The organism is Williamsia sp. Y712, assembly GCF_059445525.1.
The window spans coordinates 549,311-569,980 of sequence record NZ_JCAIUN010000003.1; the positions used below are offsets into that span (position 1 = coordinate 549,311).

A 20,670-nucleotide genomic window follows, 5' to 3' on the forward strand; every position below is an offset into this window, starting at 1 on the left:
AGTGTGGGTTAGGTATTGGACTGCAATGACATGGCTATCGCTTGGCGGGGGCACGCGGCCACAGCTTTTCGAAGGGATTCCCGGTGTTCGAGGCCTGGCGTTTCATCGAGGACGGTCACGATGTCATCGTCGTCGAGTTCGAAAAGCTCTGGCGCGAGGTCGATGCACAACGAGTGCCCCTCGCATGCCTGCACATCGACGCGAACTCGCATTCGTTGGTCGGTCACATGTACCAGCCTCCGTTGACGTTGATCTGTTGGCCGGTGATGTAGCCGGCGTCTTCTGAGCACAAGAACTGGCACGCTGCGGCGATGTCATTGCCGGTGCCGGCTCTCTTGACCAGTGTCATGGCGGCCAGGTCTTCGACCGGGGGCAGTTTGCCCGCGGCTTCGGCGTTGCGGGCGAGTGGAGTGTCTACCAGCGACGGTGGAATTGTGTTGACCGTGATGCCGTTTCCTGCATACTCGTAAGCCAGCGCCTTTGTCAGTGCGATGACGCCACCTTTGGAGGCCACGTAGTCCGCGCGACTTGGCGCTCCGGTCTGCGCGGCAGTTGACGAGATCGTCACGATTCGACCCCATCCGGTTTCGACCATGTCGTCGATCACGGCCTGAATGCTGTGGAACGTCCCGTTGAGGTTGACGTCGAGGGTGTGCTTCCACTGTTCCACGCTGATCTCGGTGAACGGTTCGAAGGATGTGATGCCGGCGCTGGTGACCATGACCTGGATCGCGCCGAATTCCTTTCGGACCGCGGCGATCGCGGAGTCGACGGCCTGGCGGTCGCAGACGTCGACGTGATGCCCGCTGACCTGGAGTCCATCGGCCTGCATGGCGGTGACATGGGTGTCGAGCGCCACTTTCTGGACGTCCAATGCTGCGACTTTGTACCCATTGCGAGCCAGCCGTTCAGTGATGGCCAGACCGATGCCCGAGGCTCCGCCGGTTACTACGGCAACTTTGTTCACAGGAGTCTTCTTTCCGAGTGGTGGTGGTCGTTCAGGAGAAGGTGAGATGAAGGTTGCTCAGGCCGCGAATGATGTACGTGGGGTCGTACTCGTAGCGGCGGTCGCCGGCGGGCCCGTGGTGGGAGTCGGAAAGCGAAATATCTGTCGTGCGTTCGAGGAGTCGCTCAATGGTGACCCGACCCTCGGCGCGAGCGAGCGGACCGCCCGGGCATGAATGTGCGCCACGACCAAAAGCGATGTGTTCCTTGACGTTATAGCGATCGATCTGACATTCGCCGGGTTCGTCGAACTGACGCTCATCGCGATTGGCCGCGCCCGGATGGATCATGATCGTGGTTCCCGCCGGGATGTCGACACCACCGATGGTGGTCGAATGACGGGCGAGTCGAAAGTCACTCATGGTCGGGCTCTCCAAGCGGAGTGTTTCTTCGATGAACGCGGGTATGTCACCGCGTTCGGATCGAAGGTGATTCTGAATCGCTTTGTCCTGTGCGAGGATCCGCAAGGCAGAGCTGATCATCCGTGCCGAGGTGTCCTGACCTGCCCCGAAGAGGAAGGTCGCCATGCGAACGATCGCGTTCACCGGGGGAATTGAACCGTCGGGGTACGTCGCTTGCGCGAGTTGCGTCAAAACGTCCTCGTGTGGACGGGCGCGCCGGTCTTCAACGTACGCTGTGAACTTCTTGAACATGTACTCGAGTGGGTTGTCCGTCAAAGCAGAATCGTCGCCGACCGTGCCAATGGTGCTACCGGCCAGTGCATTACGGAAGTCTTCGCGATCGTCCTCGGGGACCCCGAGAAGGTCAGCGATGACCAGGGTGGTGAAGGGCTTGCCGTAGTCGGCGATGAACTCGCACGCACCGCGGTCGATGAAGGAATCGATGCAGGCGTCGGCGATCTCGGCCATTGCCGACTCGTTCTCTCGTAGCCTCGTCGGGGTCATGAGGCGTTTGAGCAGGGTGCGTTCGGATTGATGGGTGTCACCATCCATGGTGACGAGGAATTCTGCCATCGGCCACTGATTTCGGTTCTGTTCGATCGCCTCGGTGATGTCATCGACATCAGGGGATACATGTAGGGGCGGGAAAGGGCCACCGACTGCGTTGCACGAGGAGAAGGCCGCTTGATCCCGGTACACTTCCACTGCCTCGGCATACCCCGTCACAGCCATGACCCCGGGGTGCGGCACCGATTGCACCGGGCACTTCGCCCGCATTGCGTCAAAGTACTCGTACGGGTCGACCGCCAACTTCTGATCGGTGAAGAAGTCGGCACTCGTGACGTCGACCGTGGCGGCAGACGGTACCCCAGGGCCTTTCGTAGACCCCACCGTGGAGTCTGGAAAAGGTTGTTGTTCAACGTTGTTCATGATTCCTCTTTCGTCGCGCGGGTGCCGTGCCGGCGAATTCGGGGCGGCAGTCCCGGGGTCGTATCGGGTTGCCTCAGTTCACGAAGACCCGGATGATTGGAGTCGCAATACAGTCGTACAGCGGAAACCATACACTTGTATAGTCTCGCTGATGGGTCTTTGTGGAGAACTGGCGAAATATCGGATCACCGACGAGTGTGCCGAGGGGTGTCGTGGATTTGCCGGGCTAGGCGTTATCGGGCTTCATGGCGCAGCACAGAACCGCTGCCATGCTGAGCGGTTCTTCGCGGTCGATACCAGGTGCCGCGGACGCACTCATTCCTTGCGGGCGGTCGCTTTCCGCAACGCATGCTTCTCCAGCTCGGCTTCGGCGAGTAGGAGCTTGAGTGCTCTGTTTTCGGCGCGAAGTTGCTCGAGTTCCGGATCGGCACTGTCATCTGGGGCTACGGAGGTGCGCGGCTGGTCGCCATCGGGCGGTTCGAGAGCGTTGACGTATGCCTCGAACGTCTCGATGAGTTCGTCGTGCGAGGTCGCGACTCCGACGCCCTTCTCGAGATTCAGCATCTTCGGGATGTTGGACATCAACAGCACAAGCGCGCCGGTGGAGAGTTTTTGGTTCATCACCGAGCTGGAGATCAGCCGATCCGCCAGGGCGTCGAGTTGGATGCTGCGAAGTCTCTCTGTCACGACCGCGAGCTCAGCGCCGACGGACTCGCGGTGGTTTCCAAGGGCCATGAACTCGGTCATGAGCGGCCCGCTGGCCTCTTCCCAGCTGTAGTCCCAGATGGCGCGAAGTGGTTGGTTGGGGTGCGCCTCGAGTGCTTTCGTCAAACGATCGAGATTCTGTTCGGTACGTCGCTGTATCGCGGCGACGAAGACGGAATCAATTGTTGGAAAGTAATATTGGACAAGGCTGGGGGTTGCGTTCGCTTTGGCGGCCAGTGCGCGATACGTGACCCGCGGATAACCCTCTTCCAGCATGAGGCGTTCGACGCAGTCGAGCAGAGCGTCTCGAGTCTTCGACATCTCGACGCCGGTGCGCCGGGACGCTGCAGACATGTGAAACCCCCTGTTGTGCTGCAGGATCCCATTCGGATTTCGGGCCGTGCTGTGCAAGTATGCCGCATCAGTGACCCAACTGTCAGTACCGGGTCGATGCCGGCCTGGCCGCCCGGTGGCGTCGCCGAGCCGGAATTTTCAATTGTTCTTGATTTGAACCTCGCGAGCCCTGTACGACTGTATTGTTCGACCGACCACGTCGGTGCGATCGCGGTATCCCAATAGAACGCTGGTGGAAGGAAACCTACCGATGGCACGTATTGAACCCCTGCCGCCCAAAGAGTGGTCGACCGAGATGCGCGATGCGTTGAAGGCGATGACTCCACCGTCGGCGCGTTATGTGGTCCAGACCCGATCTGACCGGCCCAAAGGAAAAAACACGATGGGCACGCTCGCGCATCATCCCGCGCTCGCCCGGGCCTGGTTCACCTTCAACGGACACATCCTGATGTCGACAACTCTGACAGCTCGGCAACGTGAACTGTTGGTGATGAGGGTTGCAGTTCTTCGCAATTCGGCCTATCAGTGGGCGCAACACGTCTACATGGCGCATGACGCCGGTATCGACGACGAGGAGATCTCCCGGATTGGCTGGGGGCCATCCGCGCCGTTCTGGTCTGACTCGGACGCGACTCTGTTACGCGCCGTCGACGAATTGGTCCTCGATGGCAAGATCGGCCCGGAAACCTGGGAGGCACTCGCCGGCGAGCTTGATACCCAGCAGATTCTCGATGTCATCTTCACGGTTGGGGCTTATGAGGTGACTTCCTGGATGTTCAATTCAGTGGGGGTGGAACTCGACGACGACATAGTGGAGATGCGAGCGAAGACCGGGAACCGGCAACCCGTCGAGTAGCGCCGTCTCGCGGAGACCGATTGAGTGCCAACCACTCTTCTGTCCGTCACGCCACAGGTTTTCTGCTGTTGATCACATGCCGGTGATGTTGCGGCGGTTCCCGAGCGGCATCTGGGGTTCCAGGCGACCCAGCATCAATCCGTGTTGGCTGGCAACGGCGGCCACTAGTTTCCGGCGGACTCGCGCGCTTCGCGTTCTTCGTGGTTTCGGACGAGTTCGCGGAAGCCTATCGGGTCCCAGCCGGGCTTCGGCTGCACGCCCCATTCGTCTTCGGCGGTCTGTTGGCCCGCGCCTTCGGGTGGTCCGAACAGCGGGTATGGATATTCACACTCGAGGGTGTCGTCGGAGTAGCGGACCTTCAGCATCTCGCTGCAGATCTCCTGGAACGACAGCGTGGGGTAGCCGTACCAGATCGCCAGTGCCGGAACGGTGAACGCACCTTCGATGACGAGGGCGAAGAGGCAGATGAACACCCCTCGTTTGATGAACCTGTGCATGCGGGCATACGGGGGTGTTGTACCCAGTGGCAGGTCCTCGTCGGGTGACTCGTCCACCGACGGAGATTTCGGTGACTCTGCGGACATGATGTCCTCCTTTGCCGGTTGGATGGGCGGCGATCAGTCGGTGAAGATCTCTCGATTCACCGTGTGTAGGTAGGGGATCGCCAGAAATGGGGTGATGTAGAAGATGTCGTACAACCACCAGCCGATCACCGGGAGCACCACGCCCGAGTAACGCACATCGGCGTACATCGTCATGTTGAACGTGTAACCGATCCAGATGACCACGCCGAACCAGCAGGTGACGATCATCCACTGGTGGCCCCAGCGCTTCATCTGCAGGAAGGCGATGCCGGCCGCGATGCGCATTGGGAAGACGGTGAGCATCAGGGCCACCTCCCAACCCTTTTCGCCCGGACCGCCCGCGCCGCCGATCCACAGTTCGTTGTAGTGCCAGAAGTAGCCCGCGTCGAACATGTTTCCCCAGGCGGTGAGGATCACGCGGTTGATCAGGGTGTGGTTCGCGATGAGGTCCAGCGCCCAGCCGAGGCTGTTGAGCGCGGCGTCGAGGATCACCAGGTAGCCGATGAGTGTGACGAGGATGGGCCGGACCGACAGGCCTTCGAGTCCTGCCCGGCGCTGGAGCCACACGCCGCGCAGGAAGATGGGCAGACCGACGATTCCGAGGACCAACGTTCCCATCAGCAGCGTCCCGATGGTGAGCCACCAGTCGGCTTCACGTTGTGCGCGGCGCGAGTCGTCCTGATGTTCGTCGTAGGAGGCGGAGGTGTTACCGGCGCTCTTGTCTCGCCGTAGGTTGATCGAAGGGAGATTCATGGCCTGCCTACCAATCCCGAGCGGTGTACATGTAGAGCTGGATCAAGAACTGCGACAGCAGGAAGCCGTACGCGAAGATCTGGAAGACGATCAGCGCCCGTTTGCGCCGCCTGTCCTGTTCGTTCATGAGCCGCTCCCTTCGATCAATGTGATTGTGATTCTTGGTATTCGGTGGCCTGCAGACTTGCCGCGGCGACTTCCTTCAGACCGCTGCTGATGGCACCGTCGGTGCTCAGTGGTGCCAGGATCGAAGCCTCGGCGGCCTGCATCTCGGACGCGCCCGCGGCGATGAGTCTCGCTGCGGTCACCAGCACACGCGTCGACGGTGGTTCGAAGTGGTACACCTCGTCGGCCTCGCGGATGCTGATGGCGCAGCGGACAAGTCGGTTGGCCACGGCAATGTCGATGTCGGCTTCGGCCATCAGGACGGCGGCTTCGCGGTCGGGTGGCAGATAGTGCATCGGCAGGGTCACAAACCGTTGCCGGAAAGAGGGTTTGAGTTCCTTGAGCGAGCTACGGTATGCCGGATTGTAGGAGCAGACGACCATGAACGACTCCGGCGCCCGGACCACCTCATCGGCGCGATCGAGATACAGGGCCCGTCGATGGTCGGTGAGCGAATGCAGGAGCGCGAGTGAATCGTGGCGGGCTTCCACCACTTCGTCGAGATAGCAGATTGCCCCGTTCTTCACCGCGCGGGTCAGTGGGCCGTCGGTCCACCGGACGTCACCGCCGGTGACCATGAACCGCCCGACGAGATCCGAGCTGGTGAGATCGTCGTGGCAGCTGATGGTGACGACGTCAGTGCCCAGCAGTTCGCCCATGTGCTCTACGAACCGGGTCTTTCCGCAACCGGTCGGACCGGTCAGCATCACCGGAAGCTGCTGGTGAAAGGCCCGCTCGAACATCTCGATTTCGCTGCCCGTGGGGAGGTAGAGGTCGGTGGTCAAGGTGTTTGTGCTCCAATTGGTCAGGTGCTGACGAGTTCTCGGTGAACATGAGCCAGCACTCGGGGGAGTTGTTCGACCTGCCGGATTCGCTGAGAACGTCGGGGGCCGAAAACCTCGGGCAGCGGATCGACGCGGGCCGGACCGACGCCGATGTAGTAGACAGATATCCCGGCATCGTCGGCTTCTTCGAGAGCGTGGGCGACGTCGGCCCAGGCATAACGCCCTTCGTAGCCCTCGTCGGATATCAGTCCGTCGCCGATGACGATGAGCAGTCGTCGTTCACAGGGCTGGGCCAGCAGACGGCTTGTCAGGTGCCGAATAGGGGCACCGAGCCGGGTATAGCCACCGGTTGCCAGGCCGGAACCACTCGGAACGACCAGATGTGTGTCGTCGAAGTCCTTGAGGCAGTTCACCTCCACCCGATGGCGGGTGTTGCCACTGAAGACAAACACTCCGTGGCGCTCGCGGGTGAGCGTCATCGCGCGCGAAAGTGCGTCAGCACAGGCCAGTTCCAGCTCGAAGACCTCGCCGCGGCGGATGCCGAGTGAGGAGCTGCCATCGAGGAGCAAGGCGGTGGTCACGTCCCGCGACATGGGTAACAGCTCCCGAAACACCCGGGGTTCGGCGGCTTCTCCGGTGATCAGGTCGATGTGGTGGTTGACGTATGAGTCGACGTCGAGATCGGACCCGTCCTCCAGGCGGTTCTTGGTCGAGCGGTGGGTGTGCTCGGCGAACCATTTCCGCAGATCTGTCGACACCGGTGGACCCGCCCGACCAGATCCCCGATGCTTTCGCTCCAGCACCGCAACGTGGTCGATGAGGAAGCTCTCACGCCATGCGTTCCACTCGGGGTATGGGATGCCCGCCCGCTGGTCCGGCCGGATCTCGATGTCTTCGTCTTCGGGTCGACTCGGTGGCGGAAGGTTCGAATTACGCACTCCGCCTTCCCCTCCGACCGGGATGGACAACAGGCGCTGGGCATCGCTGCGGGGGGAAGTCCACGGCATCCGGCTGTACACCCGCTTGACCGCGGCAGCCAGGCCGCGGCCTGGCGGAGCCTGCAGTGGTAGTTGTCCGAGAAGCGGGTGCGGGTCGATTCTCTCGCGGGATTTGGCCATCATGTCCGCACGCCGGAGCATGTCGGTGGCGTCGAAACCGCTGTCTGCAAACGGAAGTCCAGTCAGGAGGCGATCGAGTTCCGGTATCAGGCCAGGCCAGTGATCGGCGATCCAACGCAGCGCGACCCCCGCCTCGACGACGGTCAACGCCGCCAGCTCACGAGGCGAGAGTTGCTGCAGCGGATAGCGTCCGATGTCGTCTTTGGATGGCGAACACTGCAGCGCAACACCGCAGGTCAGTGTTCGTGTTGTCCAATCCGTCGAGATCGCTGGATAGGGTACCTGGACAATGTTCTGAAGGTTGTTGAGTCCGAACGTTCGATGCTCGCCTGTCATCAGTCGGGCACCGCTCCGTCGCCGCCCGGAGAAGGCGACGGCAGTCAGGCCGCAGCTGCGCTCGACGGTGAGCGCAGCCGGGATCGGCGTCGCGTTCAACGTGAAACACTCACGTTGCCAGCGACGTTCGCTCCGGCAAGGATGGTCATCAGAATGTACCGATGTTCTTCATGACCCAATACCAGAACGCGATCACGGCACCCATCGCGCTCCACGCGACCACCAGCCGCAGAATGTCCAGCCACATATCCAGGACCCCATCTCGATGTCGGCGGATATGTCAGTTCTAGACCCATTCACTGACTGCTGTCAATGAAATCTGTCAATGAGTTGAGTGGGCGGTATCAGGCGCAGTGCGCGCCCGCCATCGCGGTGGCCCTATTTCTGACTCGGCGATTGACTGCCTGTCTGCCCGAAACATGTGTTCCATGAGGGCTATTCGTCGCGCTCGGGATCGTCGATGCCGGGATCCGGTGGGATGTCAGATTCGTCGCCGGTCAGTTCCGCCAACTTTTCGGCCAGTGCCGCTTGCCGGTCGGCGAGGACTTTTTGCCAGGCCGCTGCGAAGGTTTCGTTGACGTGCTGGGCGCGGTTGACCCGCGGTGTGCGTTCTGGATCAACCGACGCCGGCGGTATCCAGCCGACTCGACCCGTGTCGGGGCCTTCGGTGATCATGATTGTCCGCCACTGATGTGGGCCATCACCGATGAGTTTGTGGTGCGGCGGGCACGCTGACCCCATCAGATCGATGTCGGTCAGACCACCGTTGATCCATGCAAGTAGGTGATGGGCCTCGACCCAGGTCGCTGGATTGGTGCAGCCTGGATGCGAACAACCCCGATCCCGGACGAACAACGCGAGCCGCTGGCCCTTCTGCGCGGTCCGTTTGGTCCGGGCCAGATACAACACCTCCGCGGAGTGGTCGGCGAACACGGCCAAATATTTGTCGGACCGGGCTGCCAGGTGCAGGGCCTCTTTGACTGGAATATCCACTCCCGACGCCGTTCTGGCGATCCCCGCACAGTCGTCGAGCTGCTCTTTGGTCATCGTGATGATCAACTGCGCCGGCAAACCCCGATGGGACTTGCCGAGCAGGTTGCATTCCAGAATCGTTGTCAGGATCGCCTTGAGCGCGTCGTGGCATTGTTGGCCCTTCGAGCGGGTATCACGCTCAGCGGCAGCCTTGACCAGTTCAGCATCCTGTTTCGGATCATCGGAGGCCCCGGTCGGCGAGTTGGGGTCGGCCGGGTTGTTCATCCCCGGCGCCGCCCACACATCCATCACCGTCTTGAACAACGCCAACGTTTCCGGATCCAGGGTGCCCGAGATCTTGGCCATCAGATCCACACCCTGACCACCGATCCCCACCGAACGTTTGCGGGCCCGATCCGAATCATCGGTCAGCCGGCCATCGGGATCAACCCGGGCCAACACCGCACGACCCGATGCCGCCAACTGCGTCGGGTCTTGGCTGACGGCTTCTTCGGTCATCCAGTGATCGGCCACGTCATACACCGCCGGATCAGCCGCGGACGGAATGTGTTTGCGCACATCCAACATCACATCCATATGCGCGGCCCCGATCAGCCCGTGAGCCCAGGCCTGTTCGGCGGCAGGGCATTTCGGCGCCAACTCCTCACCCTGCATCGTGTGGAATCGGCCGACCGCCTCCAACCCGCGGATCCGGGAGAAGGTTTGTCCTTTGGTCAGCCGCAACTCGCTGCGGGTGAAACTGAACAGTGACGAGTACCCGGCTTCGGTAAACGATGACCGATCCGAAACCCGCAACAGGTGCCGCAACCCGGTGAACTCAAGCTTGCGCACTATCCGTTCATGCACCCGCACAAGCTCATTGACTTCCGCCCCAGACATGCTGAATCGGCGCAGTCTGCGATATCGGCAACGAGCAACTCCAACTCGAGGTACTTACGCACCAACACCGGCGCCGAAGAAGAATCAACCCCAACTTCATCAGATGGATCGTCAGTCATCATGCCCCCCAGCACATCTGATTGAAATCTTTCAACCAGAATACTCCGGATAACACGGTGTGTCGAATGTTTGTTCGAGTAATGGTTTGGGGCTCTGTCCGAACTAAACTCCCTGTGGAGGAACGTGTTGCGCACGTCGTGCAATCCTGCAACCGGTCAGCGGGGTTCCAAGCCTCGCATCACGCCGGCCACGTATTGATCGAGAGCATGCGGATCTTGTGGTCCTTCGTGGCTCACGGTCAGGTAGGCATAGAGACCGAGGAAGAAGAAGAGCGCACTGTGCGCGGGGTCGACGTCGGCGTAGATCTCACCGCGATCGCGGGCCTGTTCGATCTGGGTGACGACGAGTTCGATGACGGATAGACCTTTGGCGGGGGTGAGATCGAGCTGTGGTCGGGTGGGCGAGAAATACAGGGCCAGGACATCCCGGAACAGATTCCTTCCGAGCCTGCGCTTTGCTGATTTTGTCAGGCGGACAGTCTCGGAGAGCACGTCGGCCAAACCGGGTGACTTGGCGATGAATCGCTCAAGATCTCTTGCGGCTCTGGCGACCTCGGCGTTCTCGATCTCGATGAGGACGTGCTCTTTGCTGGGGAAATGGAAGTAGAACGTACCGCGTGCGACACCTGCTGCAGCTACGATGGCACCGACATCGGCGTCGGCCACGCCAGTTCGTTTGAATTCGGCCACCGCGGCATCGAAGATGCGTCGACGTGTCTCGAGGCGCTGTGCCGCACGCCCATTCGGCTTGTCTGGAATCCGCGGTCCGAGTTCCTTCTCCGCAGCGTTGCCGTGACCCGTCATCTGTCCGAGTCTAGGTTGCGATCACGCGCTCGCCGTTGTTCTCCACCGTGGACGCGATCGCGGTGGTGGCCTGATCGGTGCTCTCAGCGGGTGGGGTCTTCGTAGCGGGCGAGGCGGTTGTGTAGTTGGCGGAGTGTTTCCTCCACCTCGTCGAGGAAGCTGTCGACGTCGTCTTCGTTGTAGCCGCGTTTGCCCAGCGGGGGCTTGCGGAAAGCAACCTTGTGGACGTCCGACGCGGTGACCAATGGGTGAGGTGAATTATCCGTGGTGTGCATTTTGCCGTCCTCCTGGGCTTGCCCGACACAGATTGGTATCGAGCATAACGGCTTTGCGATCGCGAACAAAGGGTTCGTTGGTCTTGAGGCCCAGGTTGCAGGCGGGTATTGGTGGAGACGTCGACTGACCGCTCGGTGTCAGATGAGCGTCGACCAGTACCACCAGAAATGCTGTCCGATCAGGCCGGCGATCACGAGAATCCACACCACCGGAATCAGGGAATGGATGCTCAGGGCCGCGTTCATCATCTTCCGTGGGAAACCGCCCGTGATGTAGTCGTCGGCATTGCGCAGGCTCACGTAGCAGAACGCGACAATGGTCACGACCCAGACAACCATGCAATACGGGCACAACGCATCGATGCGGTAAAGGCTCTGGAAAATCAACCAGTGTATGAAGACGATGCCGGCGGTCAGCCCGACCTGCATGCCGAGCATGATCAGCGCAGAAGGTCTGCGTCCCATCATGACGGCGATCGCCAGCAGGGCCGAGAAACCGACGAGTCCGATCAGCGAATTCGGAAATCCGAAGAGCGCCGCCTGGGACGTGTCCATGATCGAACCGCAGTTCAATACCGGGCTGATATCGCAACTGGTCACATAGTCCGGGTTCTCCGCCAGTTCGAACTTCTCGACGGTCAAGGTGAACGACGCCGCCAGGCCGATGACGCCGCAGATACCCAGGATCCAGGGGAGCAGTCGAGGAAAAAGGACCAGTGGTGCGTCGTCGGTGCTGTCCTGGGTGGAAGTGTCTGTCGCTGTCACTGCCACATCGCCTTGCCGTTCATGCCACGAATCTACCCGCGAGGGTTCAGGCGACTGCTTCTTCGCCGATCAGAGTGGTCCGGTGCATGAGCCGGCGTGAGGTGGCGGTGTAGGGGATCGCCCGATGGAGCATGCCGGTGTTGTCCCATAGGACCAGATCGCCGCGATGCCAGTGGTGGCGCAAGGCGAATCGCGGCTGCGTCGACCATTCGAGCAGGCGGCTGATCAGTGCCCGTCCTTCCTCGGGTGACATCCCGACCACCTCACCCGCGGTGGCCCCGATCAGCAGGGACTTGCGTCCGGTCCGGCGTGTCCACACCAGCGGGTGGACTCGGGTGGGAACCCGGGCCCACGCTGCCCGCTGCTTGTCTGTGGGGTCCGGATTGGCCAGCAGTTGCGCCGTGCTGAAGCTGTGGACCACCTGCAGGTCTGCGACCAGAGCTTTGTCCTCATCGGACAGGGCGTCATAGGCGGCGTAGGTGTTGGCGAACTCTGTGTCGCCACCTTCGGCAGAGACCTCGAGTGCCGTCAGCAGGGTGCCCATCTGTGGGATGGCGTCGGTGGCACCGTCGATATGCCAGTGGAATGTGCCGGTGTTGTACGAGGCCAGGACTGTCTTCGCGGGATCGAGGCTGATCGCTGAAACCTCGGGATGATCCTTTTGTCCGCCCATCGGAGGGACCACGACCTCTCCGAGTAGGCGGCTCAACGCCACCAGGTCGCTGTCGCTGATATGGCATTCCCGGAACAGGACCACACCGTGTCGTTCGAGTGCGGTTCGGCACCATGTCGCCGCGTCCGCTTCCGCGAGGCGGCTGCCGGAGACGCCGGTGACTTCGATGCCGATCGACGGTGTGATCGGTGTGGCGGTGTCGAACATGGTCGCTCCCTCATTACGCTGATCCGTATTGCCATACAGTCGTATAGGCTGCATGAACAACCATACATACGAAGACAGGGCGAACTGCAACATGCGAATCGGATTGACCGGCGGCGCTTCGTCGACCGACAAGATCGTCCAGCAGGCCGAGCGCGCCGAGGCCGACGGATTCACCTCGCTCTGGTACGCCAGCACGGTCGCGGGTGACCCGCTTGCCGCACTTGCGGTGGCGGGCCGGGCCACCTCAACGATCGAGCTGGGAACTGCCGTCCTGCAGACCTATCCCGTTCATCCGCTGCTGCAGGCCAATAGGGCCGCCGCAGTCGCAGAGGCGATGGGACGGCCCGGCTTCACGCTCGGTTTGGGTCCTTCCCACGGGCCCCTCATCGAAGATGTATATGGGCTTTCGTACGAGCGGCCCGGCCGCAACACCGAGGAGTACATCCAGATCATCACGGCGCTGCTGCACGGCGAGGACGTCGATTTCCACGGACAGGACTGGACCACCAAGAGTGCAGGCCGGATGACAGCGGTCAAACACCAGGTGCCAGTGCTTCTTTCCGCCATGTCGCCCCGGATGCTGCGGGTGGCAGGACAATTCGCCGACGGAACCGTGCTGTGGATGGCTTCGGCGAAGGTCATCGAATCACAGATCGCCCCAGCCATTCACGCCGCGGCCGCGCAGGCGGGCCGTCCGACTCCCCGGATCGTGGCGGGGTTGCCGGTGGCAGTGCACGACGACGTCGACGAGGCGCGCGCCGCGGTTGCCGCAACGTCGGGCATGTATGCCGGTATGCCCAACTACCAGCGCGTCATCAGTGCCGGTGGTGCCACCGATGCGGCTGATATCGCCATTGTCGGCAACGAAGAATCGGTACGCCTGCAGCTGCAGAACCTCATCGATGCGGGCGCAACCGATGTCTGGGCGGCGATCACCCCGGTGGGTCCCGACCCTCGTGGGTCGATGCGGCGCAGCCGAGACCTGCTCCGCGACCTGGCCGCTGCCGGGTAGCGTTTCACTTCAACGGCCCGCAGACGTGTGTCGAGGAGGGGATCAAACGTGACTTACACCGCCGATGCGGAACGCCACGTCGACCACGGTGATGGCGAGGGCGGCGATCTGACTGCGCAGGCGGTCGCGGCCGTGCGCCGGGCCACGGTGGCGCTGACGGGCGCTGCTCGCGGTGCGGCGGATCTCTCGGAAATCGCCCGCCGGGTCCACGCCCTCGCCGATGATCTCGAGACGCGCGCGCCGTCGCCACGCGATCGGATACAAGCGATGGAGCGTGAGGGTAGGGGGTCGCTCTACAGTCCGGTGGTGGGTGCGCACAACGCGATCGCTCCACCCGTCGACTTGGGGGCGACCGACGATGGTGCGAATGGCGTGGTGACGTTTTCGGTCGCCTACGAGCGCGCTCCCGGTGTGGTTCACGAGGGCGCCGTGGCGATGATCCTCGACGTGGCGCTGGCCAACGCAAACGCGGTGGCCGGAGCGGCGGGGATGACGGCGCAACTCAACATTCGGTTCCACCGGCCGGTGCCGTCCGGGCGGGAGCTGACGATCAGATCGCGACACGATCGCGTCGACGGCCGGAAGGCCTACTCGAGCGCAGAGATCTGGCTGAATGACGAACTGTGCGTGAGCGCCGACGGGTTGTTCATCGCCTCGAGAAAGCGGATGCCGCATGCGAACTGACGGTGTTGAACAGTCCGATGGCATCGAGTCGGCTGCCGCGGGGTTGCGCCGGCTCACCGATCTGCTCCTTCGGGTCGAAGCTGAGGACCCGGGGCTGCGCGCGGTCACCGAAGAACTCGACCGGATCGCGCAGGTGATGGACGACTGCGCCGGGGTGACCGGCGATCGGGATCCGGTGTCGGGTACCGGCAATGCGCTCGCGCCGCCACTTGACATGGACGTCGACGACGACGGAAACGTCTCGGCGACTGGTCTTCTCGGGCTGCAGTATCAGGGACCGAAAGCGTTGGTGCATGGCGGTATGTCGGCGCTGATGCTCAGTCATGTCCTGGCAGCGGCCGGCGCGGTGCAGGGAGAACCGGCTGTGGTGCAGGAATTGTCGGTGCGCTATCACCGGCCGACCCCATTGCTCACGGAGTTACACATCTCGGCGGAGCGAAGCGACCTGTCCGGGCGGCAGGTGCAAGGGGCGATCGTTGCCGATGGCGTCACCACCGTGTCGGCGGAAGCGCGGCTCGCGTCGCCGCCGCACTAGACGCCCGACCGGCCTTTGGACTCATGCGTGTGGCGCGAGTGGAGGATCTGCGCCGGCCAGCTGCCGGAGTTGATCAGCTGGGCAATTTCGTCGTGGATGATGTTGCCGATTCGGATGGCCAATCCGCGGGGCAACTCGAGCCGGCCGGTGGACGCCATGATCAGCTTTTGACTGACGGTGGGCTCTGTCAATGGAGCCCAACGAATCCGTCCTGATTCGATCTCTGCGGTGCACGCGGACATCGGCAGGATGCCGTAGGCGGTTCCGGCCCGGATGAGACTTTTCGCGACTTGCAGTGAGTCGGTGGCAAACCGGGACCGCAAGTGGATCTGGAGTCGCAGTGCTGCGTTCTCGATGGTGCTGGCGAGGCCGGTTGGGGTACTGGGCATCACCAGCGGAAGCTCGGCTATGTCGATGAAACGCATTGGCCGATCTGGAGTGAAATCGCTTGTCGCCCCGCCCATGACAACAAGGTCTTCGATCAGTAAGTCGCTGGAGAACAAGCGATCATCAGGTATCGGATTGATGATGGCGGTGTCGAGTGTTCCCTTCAGTAGGCTCTCGATGAGAAGGTCGGTATTCGCGGCTGTGATATCGAAACTCATTTTCGGGAACGCCGACGCGAGGCTGCCGAGTAGTGGTTTGGCCAACAAGTCCACGGTCGTCTCCAGGAGACCGAGGCGAAATCCCCGCTCGAGTCGTGCAAGTGGCGAGCCGGCATACTGGACGGCGAGCTCGAGCTGGCGCAGTGGCGCGGCCGTACTTGCTCGGAGCTGTTCGCCTTCCTCCGTCAACTCCATGCCGCGTGACGTGCGGCGAAACAGCGTTACGCCGAGTTCTTCCTCCAGACGGTGGATTTGACGACTCAGGGCAGGCTGGGCGATCCCAAGGACAGTTGCCGCACGCGTCATCGACCCCTCGTCGGCGATGCGCAGGAAGTACTTGAGGCGATGGGTATCCATAACGGTCCCAGTCTGCCACCTAGCTCAAGACGGTACGGCTGTTCGGTCGTTCGGCGGCGCGGTCGGCATCTGAGATGACCGCCAGAATTGTCGGAGCGAGTTCGGGTCGGCAGATGACAAGGTCCGGTAGGTAGACATCGCGCTGGTTGTAGCGCAGGGCATCGCCATGAATCCTGCTGCACCACAATCCCTGTGATCTGGCCACGGCCACCGGGGCGGCCGAATCCCACTCGTACTGACCACCGGCGTGCACATATGCATCGGCCTCGCCGCGGACCACCGCCATCGCTTTCGCACCGGCCGAACCCATCGGCAACAACTCTCCGCCGAGCGCCGAGGCCACCGCCTCCGAGAATGCCGGTGGCCGCGAGCCGCTGACCACAACGCGTGCGTTGGAGCCACGTGGTGTTGCGACCAGTCCGGTCGCGGGTTCAACCGCGGCACCGTCGCTGACGTAGGTGGCCGACAGCCCGGGTAACGCCACCGCGCCGACCGTCAGGCCGCCCCCATCACCTCGCCGGTTGCGCTCCCACAGTGCCACGTGAACTGCCCAGTCGCTGCGACCGAGTCCATATTCCTTGGTGCCGTCCACCGGGTCGATGATCCAGACCCGAGGAGCGTCGAGTCGGGCCAGGTCGTCGGAGGATTCCTCGGACAAGACCGCATCGTCGGGCCGCAGGCGAGCGAGTTCCTTCAGGAGGAACTCGTTCGAGCCCAGGTCGCCTGCCTTGCCGAGATCCTTGCCTGCCAGACCGGATGTGGCCCGCAGTTCGAGCAGGAACTCTCCGGCGGCAGTGGCCAACTCGGCGGCAAGCGCGGTGTCCGCATCATCGAAGCTCACGGCTCAGATTCCCAGGTCGCGGCGGATTGCTTCGGCGACGCGCGGCAGGGGACTGTCGCTGGGCGTGATGACGATATCGGCCGCGGTTGGAGGCTCGTACGGTGAGCTGATCCCGGTGAACTGGGGAATCTCACCCGTGCGGGCCTTGGCATAGAGGCCTTTGGGGTCACGCTCCTCGCAGACCTCGAGTGGCGTGTCGACAAAGATCTCGTAGAAGGGGATTCCGCGCTGTGCGTGGATCTCTCTGGCCCGCTGTCGTTCTGCCGCAAAAGGACTGATCAAAGAGACGATCGCCACCGAACCGGAATCGGCGAAGAGCGCGGCAATCTCTGCGGTGCGGCGTATGTTCTCGCGGCGGTCGTCGTCGCCGAAGCCCAGGTCGGAGTTGAGGCCGTGCCGTAGATTGTCGCCGTCCATCAGATAGGCGGGGCGTCCCTCAGCGACCAGGGACCGCTCGAGTTCTGCTGCAATAGAGGACTTTCCGGAGCCGGAAAGTCCCGTCATCCAGATGGTGGCACCCGTGGTGGCGCGCTGTTCGCGGGTGACCGATGAGCTGTGCCAGACAACGTGCGAGTCTTTGCTGACCGGGCCGTTGATCATCCCGGCACCCACAGTTTTGTTGGTGGCCTCGTCGATCAGGATGAAGCTGCCGGTGTGACGGTGCTGCTGATAGGCATCGAACATCAGCGGTTGCTGGGTCCGGAGCGTGATTCGGCCGATCTCGTTGAGCTGTAACGATTCCGAGGCCTCGTCGCGGTGCAGGGAGTTCACGTCGAGCCGGTAGGTCAGTGTGCTGATGACCGCTTTGGACTCACGGGTCGAGCTCTGGATCGTATAGCGGTTCCCGGGTGCCAGGGTGGTGTCGTCGGAGAACCAGCAGACCATGGCGTCGATGTCGCGGCCGACGTGTGGGCGGTTGCCCGGCCGGGCCAGCATCTCACCGCGAGTGATGTCGATGTCGTCGGCCAATGAGAGCGAGACGGCCATCGATGTGAACGCCTCGTCGACCTTGGCCCCGCCGGGACCCCAGATCTCTGACACCGTGGTGGTGAAACCGCTGGGCAGCACAACAACTTCGTCACCGGGCTTGAACGTTCCACTGGCGATGGTCCCGGCGTAACTGCGGTGGTCGGAGCCATCGGAGACCTGCGGGCGGATGACGTACTGCACGGGCATGCGCGCGTCGATCAGGTTTTTGTCCGACGAGATGTGGACGTCTTCGAGGTGCCCGAGAAGCGAGGTGCCGGTGTACCAGGGCATGTGCTGCGAGGCATCCACCACGTTGTCGCCGAGGAGAGCTGACACCGGTATGAAGCTGAGGTCGTGGACGTTCAGCTTGCCGGCGAAAGCGCTGAACTCGTCACGGATCTCGATAAAGCGTTCTTCGGACCAGTCGACCAGGTCCATCTTGTTCACACACAGCACCAGATGGGCGATGCCCAACAGGGATGACAGAAACGCGTGGCGGCGGGTCTGCTCGAGGACGCCCTTGCGGGCGTCGACGAGGATGAGGGCGACATCCGCAGTGGAGGCGCCGGTCACCATGTTTCGGGTGTATTGAACGTGTCCCGGTGTGTCGGCGATGATGAACTTCCGCTTGGGCGTTGCGAAGTAGCGGTAGGCGACGTCGATCGTGATGCCCTGTTCGCGCTCGGCACGGAGTCCATCGGTGAGCAGCGCGAGGTTGGCGTACTCGTCTCCGCGCTCGACGCTGGTGCGTTCGATGGACTCCATCTGGTCGGTGAAGATGCTCTTGGAGTCGTAGAGCAGCCTTCCGATGAGTGTCGACTTGCCGTCGTCGACGCTGCCCGCGGTCGCCAGGCGCAACATCTGCTTGCCGGTCTGCATGGGGTGATTGCTCTCGGTCGTGGTGGATTCGGTGGCGGGACGTGCAAGAGTCATCAGAAGTAGCCTTCCTTCTTGCGGTCTTCCATCCCCGACTCGGAGATCCGGTCGTCGGCGCGGGTGGCGCCGCGCTCGGTGATCCGGGTCGAGGAGACCTCGTCGATCACCTGATGCACGGTGACGGCATCGCTGAGCACACATCCGGTGCAGGTGGCATCGCCCACTGTCCGGAATCGAACCGTCTCGGTGATCACTTCCTCGCCGGGTGCCAAGTCCACGAAACGGGTTTTGGCCAGCAGCATTCCGTCGCGAGGAACGACCTCTCTCCGGTGCGAGTAATAGATGCTTGGCAGTTCGATCTCCTCGGAGGCGATGTACTGCCAGACGTCGAGTTCGGTCCAGTTGCTGAGCGGGAAGATCCGGATGTGCTCACCCTTGTGGTGGCGTCCGTTGTAGAGATTCCACAGTTCCGGGCGCTGCGCCCGCGGATCCCATGCGCCGAACTCGTCGCGGAAGCTGAACACCCGTTCCTTGGCGCGGGCCTTTTCCTCATCGCGTCGGGCGCCACCGAAGACGGTGTCGAACTTGTTTTCTCCGATGCCGCGGAGCAGCGCGGCGGTTTGGAGTCGATTGCGACTGGCTCCCGGTCCGGTCTGCTCAACCACCCGTCCCGCATCGATGTCGTCCTGGACACTCGAAACGATCAGTCGGACACCGGTTTTCTCGACAACGCGATCGCGGTACTCGATGACCTCGTCGAAGTTGTGTCCGGTGTCGACATGCATGAGCGGGAAGGGGATCGGTGCCGGCCAGAAAGCCTTGCGTGCCAGGTGAAACATCACCACCGAGTCCTTGCCTGCAGAGAACAGCAGCACCGGGCGTTGTGCAGTGGCGGCCACCTCGCGGAAGATGTAGACCGATTCCGCTTCGAGCGCGGCCAGGTGTGAGAGCTCGTAGCGTGTGTTCAGCATTGCTGTGGCCTTTCAGGAGACAGTTGGCGATGACGTGGTCACGAGTCCTGCTCGATCTTGTCGAGCGGGTTCGAGCGCTCCATCATTCCCACCGTTTCCTCGCCGTCCCACCGATAACGCACACCGGATTGGTGCACAGCGGGGAAGGCAGGCATCTCGGCCTTGAGTGCATTTGTCGAATAGGCGTTGTCTTTGTGGAAGACATCGTGGGCGCCGAACAGGACTTCACCTTCGATGGTCACGGTCTCGGTGTCGGTCTCGAGGACCAGTGTTGCGTCGTCCCCCTTGGGAACAAGACGGGTCAGCCAGGGAGCCTTCACGATCCGTGCCGGGATGAGATCTCCGTTGCCCTTGTAGATGAAGCCCTCGGCAAAGGTGTCCTGTCCGTCGTCGCGCGGAGGATAGGCGATGTAGCCAAAGGCCTTGCCGCTCGGGAAGACAGCGGACTGCCAGCAATGACCCCAGAATCCGGCAAGGTTGCGGACGCCCTGACGTCGAATCCTCAGGCCGCAGCCGGTGAAGGTGTGGTCTTCGGCTCCGTCGATGCTGACCCGGCCGGTGGCCCGGAACAGCTGCTCATAGCGAGGTCCACCCATCATGCCCGAGATGGCGTCGTCCTTGAGCTTTTCCTGGGCGTCTTTGCCCATGGTGCCCTGGATCCATGGTGGAACGGCCATCTTCGCTTCGACATGGAAGCTGACGTTGACGACCGGACCGTCGGTGTCACCCTTGATGAGTCCGGCGGACGTGGTCTGTACGGCCTTTCCGTCGTATGTCATTGTCCAGGTGTCGAACTCGTCGACGCAACGGAACTTCAGTCCGCCGGCGCCCAGCACGGTGGGTTTGCCTTCGGGTCCGATGGGCGAGGCCGCGGGTTCGGTGGAACGCAGTCGGTACACGCGGCCATCCGGAAAGGTGACATTCACCTGCAGGTCGTGGGTATCCCAGTTGGAGGACACGGCTTCCACGCCGATGCGCGGCAGTCCCACCTCGCCGCGGTCATCGACCACCCAGAAACTCACCGAATCCCGCATTTCCGGATTTTCGGGCCGCTCGGCGAAGACGTGTTCGCGAGTTGAATCAAGGCCTCCGGTCAGATCAATCGACATCGTT

At 62.3% G+C, this 20,670-nt stretch carries 22 protein-coding genes; 4 read left to right on the forward strand and 18 right to left on the reverse strand.

Annotated features, from left to right (window positions below):
* Window positions 1-8: 8 nt before the first annotated feature.
* From AC1D75_RS21870 to AC1D75_RS21885, 4 genes are all read right to left on the reverse strand, one after another.
* The gene (locus AC1D75_RS21870; protein WP_482141429.1) at window positions 9-212 is read right to left on the reverse strand and encodes a ferredoxin; all 204 of its coding nucleotides are present in this window, start codon (window positions 210-212) and stop codon (window positions 9-11) included.
* Between the two features lie 11 nt (window positions 213-223).
* On the reverse strand, window positions 224-967 hold the full coding sequence (locus tag AC1D75_RS21875) for an SDR family NAD(P)-dependent oxidoreductase (RefSeq protein ID WP_495517417.1): 744 nt from the start codon (window positions 965-967) through the stop codon (window positions 224-226).
* A gap of 31 nt (window positions 968-998) precedes the next feature.
* The gene (locus AC1D75_RS21880) at window positions 999-2,336 is read right to left on the reverse strand and encodes a cytochrome P450 (RefSeq protein WP_495517418.1); all 1,338 of its coding nucleotides are present in this window, start codon (window positions 2,334-2,336) and stop codon (window positions 999-1,001) included.
* 315 nt (window positions 2,337-2,651) lie between these two features.
* A complete protein-coding gene (locus tag AC1D75_RS21885; protein ID WP_495517419.1) occupies window positions 2,652-3,395 on the reverse strand; it encodes a TetR/AcrR family transcriptional regulator in 744 nt (247 codons plus the stop codon).
* Window positions 3,396-3,645: 250 nt separating this feature from the next.
* Here AC1D75_RS21885 and AC1D75_RS21890 point away from each other — a divergent pair, with 250 nt between their 5' ends.
* Window positions 3,646-4,251 (forward strand): carboxymuconolactone decarboxylase family protein, encoded by a 606-nt coding sequence (locus AC1D75_RS21890; RefSeq protein ID WP_495517420.1) that lies wholly within the window; start codon window positions 3,646-3,648, stop codon window positions 4,249-4,251.
* A 164-nt stretch (window positions 4,252-4,415) separates the two neighbouring features.
* On the opposite strand, the gene AC1D75_RS21895 is transcribed toward AC1D75_RS21890, so the two are convergent.
* The 9 genes from AC1D75_RS21895 to AC1D75_RS21935 form a co-directional block, all read right to left on the reverse strand.
* Complete coding sequence (locus AC1D75_RS21895) at window positions 4,416-4,835, reverse strand: hypothetical protein (protein ID WP_495517421.1); 420 nt, start codon at window positions 4,833-4,835, stop codon at window positions 4,416-4,418.
* Between the two features lie 33 nt (window positions 4,836-4,868).
* Entirely contained in the window at window positions 4,869-5,588 is a 720-nt protein-coding gene (locus tag AC1D75_RS21900) for a hypothetical protein (RefSeq protein WP_482140444.1), read from the reverse strand.
* A gap of 143 nt (window positions 5,589-5,731) precedes the next feature.
* Window positions 5,732-6,538, reverse strand: coding sequence for a CbbQ/NirQ/NorQ/GpvN family protein (locus AC1D75_RS21905; RefSeq protein ID WP_495517422.1), 807 nt, complete (start codon window positions 6,536-6,538; stop codon window positions 5,732-5,734).
* A 20-nt stretch (window positions 6,539-6,558) separates the two neighbouring features.
* Window positions 6,559-8,091 carry a nitric oxide reductase activation protein NorD gene (locus tag AC1D75_RS21910; protein WP_495517423.1) on the reverse strand — a complete coding sequence of 511 codons (1,533 nt, stop codon included), beginning with the start codon at window positions 8,089-8,091 and terminating at the stop codon, window positions 6,559-6,561.
* Between the two features lie 336 nt (window positions 8,092-8,427).
* The gene (locus AC1D75_RS21915; protein WP_495517424.1) at window positions 8,428-9,816 is read right to left on the reverse strand and encodes an HNH endonuclease signature motif containing protein; all 1,389 of its coding nucleotides are present in this window, start codon (window positions 9,814-9,816) and stop codon (window positions 8,428-8,430) included.
* A gap of 323 nt (window positions 9,817-10,139) precedes the next feature.
* Window positions 10,140-10,787 carry a TetR family transcriptional regulator gene (locus AC1D75_RS21920; protein WP_495517425.1) on the reverse strand — a complete coding sequence of 216 codons (648 nt, stop codon included), beginning with the start codon at window positions 10,785-10,787 and terminating at the stop codon, window positions 10,140-10,142.
* An 83-nt stretch (window positions 10,788-10,870) separates the two neighbouring features.
* Window positions 10,871-11,062 carry a DivIVA domain-containing protein gene (locus AC1D75_RS21925; protein WP_482140434.1) on the reverse strand — a complete coding sequence of 64 codons (192 nt, stop codon included), beginning with the start codon at window positions 11,060-11,062 and terminating at the stop codon, window positions 10,871-10,873.
* Between the two features lie 138 nt (window positions 11,063-11,200).
* Window positions 11,201-11,827 (reverse strand): vitamin K epoxide reductase family protein, encoded by a 627-nt coding sequence (locus tag AC1D75_RS21930; RefSeq protein ID WP_495517426.1) that lies wholly within the window; start codon window positions 11,825-11,827, stop codon window positions 11,201-11,203.
* Window positions 11,828-11,873: 46 nt separating this feature from the next.
* Window positions 11,874-12,707, reverse strand: a complete 834-nt coding sequence (locus tag AC1D75_RS21935) for a TauD/TfdA dioxygenase family protein (RefSeq protein WP_495517427.1) — start codon at window positions 12,705-12,707, stop codon at window positions 11,874-11,876.
* A gap of 91 nt (window positions 12,708-12,798) precedes the next feature.
* Here AC1D75_RS21935 and AC1D75_RS21940 point away from each other — a divergent pair, with 91 nt between their 5' ends.
* The 3 genes from AC1D75_RS21940 to AC1D75_RS21950 are packed head-to-tail and all read left to right on the forward strand — an operon-like array spanning window position 12,799 to window position 14,938.
* The gene (locus tag AC1D75_RS21940; RefSeq protein ID WP_495517679.1) at window positions 12,799-13,719 is read left to right on the forward strand and encodes a TIGR03564 family F420-dependent LLM class oxidoreductase; all 921 of its coding nucleotides are present in this window, start codon (window positions 12,799-12,801) and stop codon (window positions 13,717-13,719) included.
* Window positions 13,720-13,767: 48 nt separating this feature from the next.
* The gene (locus AC1D75_RS21945) at window positions 13,768-14,403 is read left to right on the forward strand and encodes a PaaI family thioesterase (RefSeq protein WP_495517428.1); all 636 of its coding nucleotides are present in this window, start codon (window positions 13,768-13,770) and stop codon (window positions 14,401-14,403) included.
* Entirely contained in the window at window positions 14,393-14,938 is a 546-nt protein-coding gene (locus tag AC1D75_RS21950; RefSeq protein ID WP_495517429.1) for a PaaI family thioesterase, read from the forward strand. Before AC1D75_RS21945 ends, AC1D75_RS21950 begins: the two co-directional genes overlap by 11 nt.
* Here the strand turns inward: AC1D75_RS21950 and AC1D75_RS21955 are convergent.
* From AC1D75_RS21955 to AC1D75_RS21975, 5 genes are read right to left on the reverse strand one after another with little or no spacing between them, the layout of a single operon-like run.
* On the reverse strand, window positions 14,935-15,900 hold the full coding sequence (locus AC1D75_RS21955) for a LysR family transcriptional regulator (protein WP_495517430.1): 966 nt from the start codon (window positions 15,898-15,900) through the stop codon (window positions 14,935-14,937). The genes AC1D75_RS21950 and AC1D75_RS21955 overlap by 4 nt on opposite strands.
* Before the next feature lie 19 nt (window positions 15,901-15,919).
* On the reverse strand, window positions 15,920-16,741 hold the full coding sequence (locus tag AC1D75_RS21960; RefSeq protein WP_495517431.1) for a 3'(2'),5'-bisphosphate nucleotidase CysQ: 822 nt from the start codon (window positions 16,739-16,741) through the stop codon (window positions 15,920-15,922).
* Between the two features lie 3 nt (window positions 16,742-16,744).
* On the reverse strand, window positions 16,745-18,643 hold the full coding sequence (gene cysC / locus AC1D75_RS21965; protein ID WP_495517432.1) for an adenylyl-sulfate kinase: 1,899 nt from the start codon (window positions 18,641-18,643) through the stop codon (window positions 16,745-16,747).
* Window positions 18,643-19,557, reverse strand: coding sequence for a sulfate adenylyltransferase subunit CysD (gene cysD / locus AC1D75_RS21970; protein WP_495517433.1), 915 nt, complete (start codon window positions 19,555-19,557; stop codon window positions 18,643-18,645). Before cysD ends, cysC begins: the two co-directional genes overlap by 1 nt.
* Window positions 19,558-19,595: 38 nt before the next feature.
* Window positions 19,596-20,666, reverse strand: coding sequence for a DUF7064 domain-containing protein (locus AC1D75_RS21975; protein ID WP_495517434.1), 1,071 nt, complete (start codon window positions 20,664-20,666; stop codon window positions 19,596-19,598).
* Window positions 20,667-20,670: the final 4 nt, after the last annotated feature.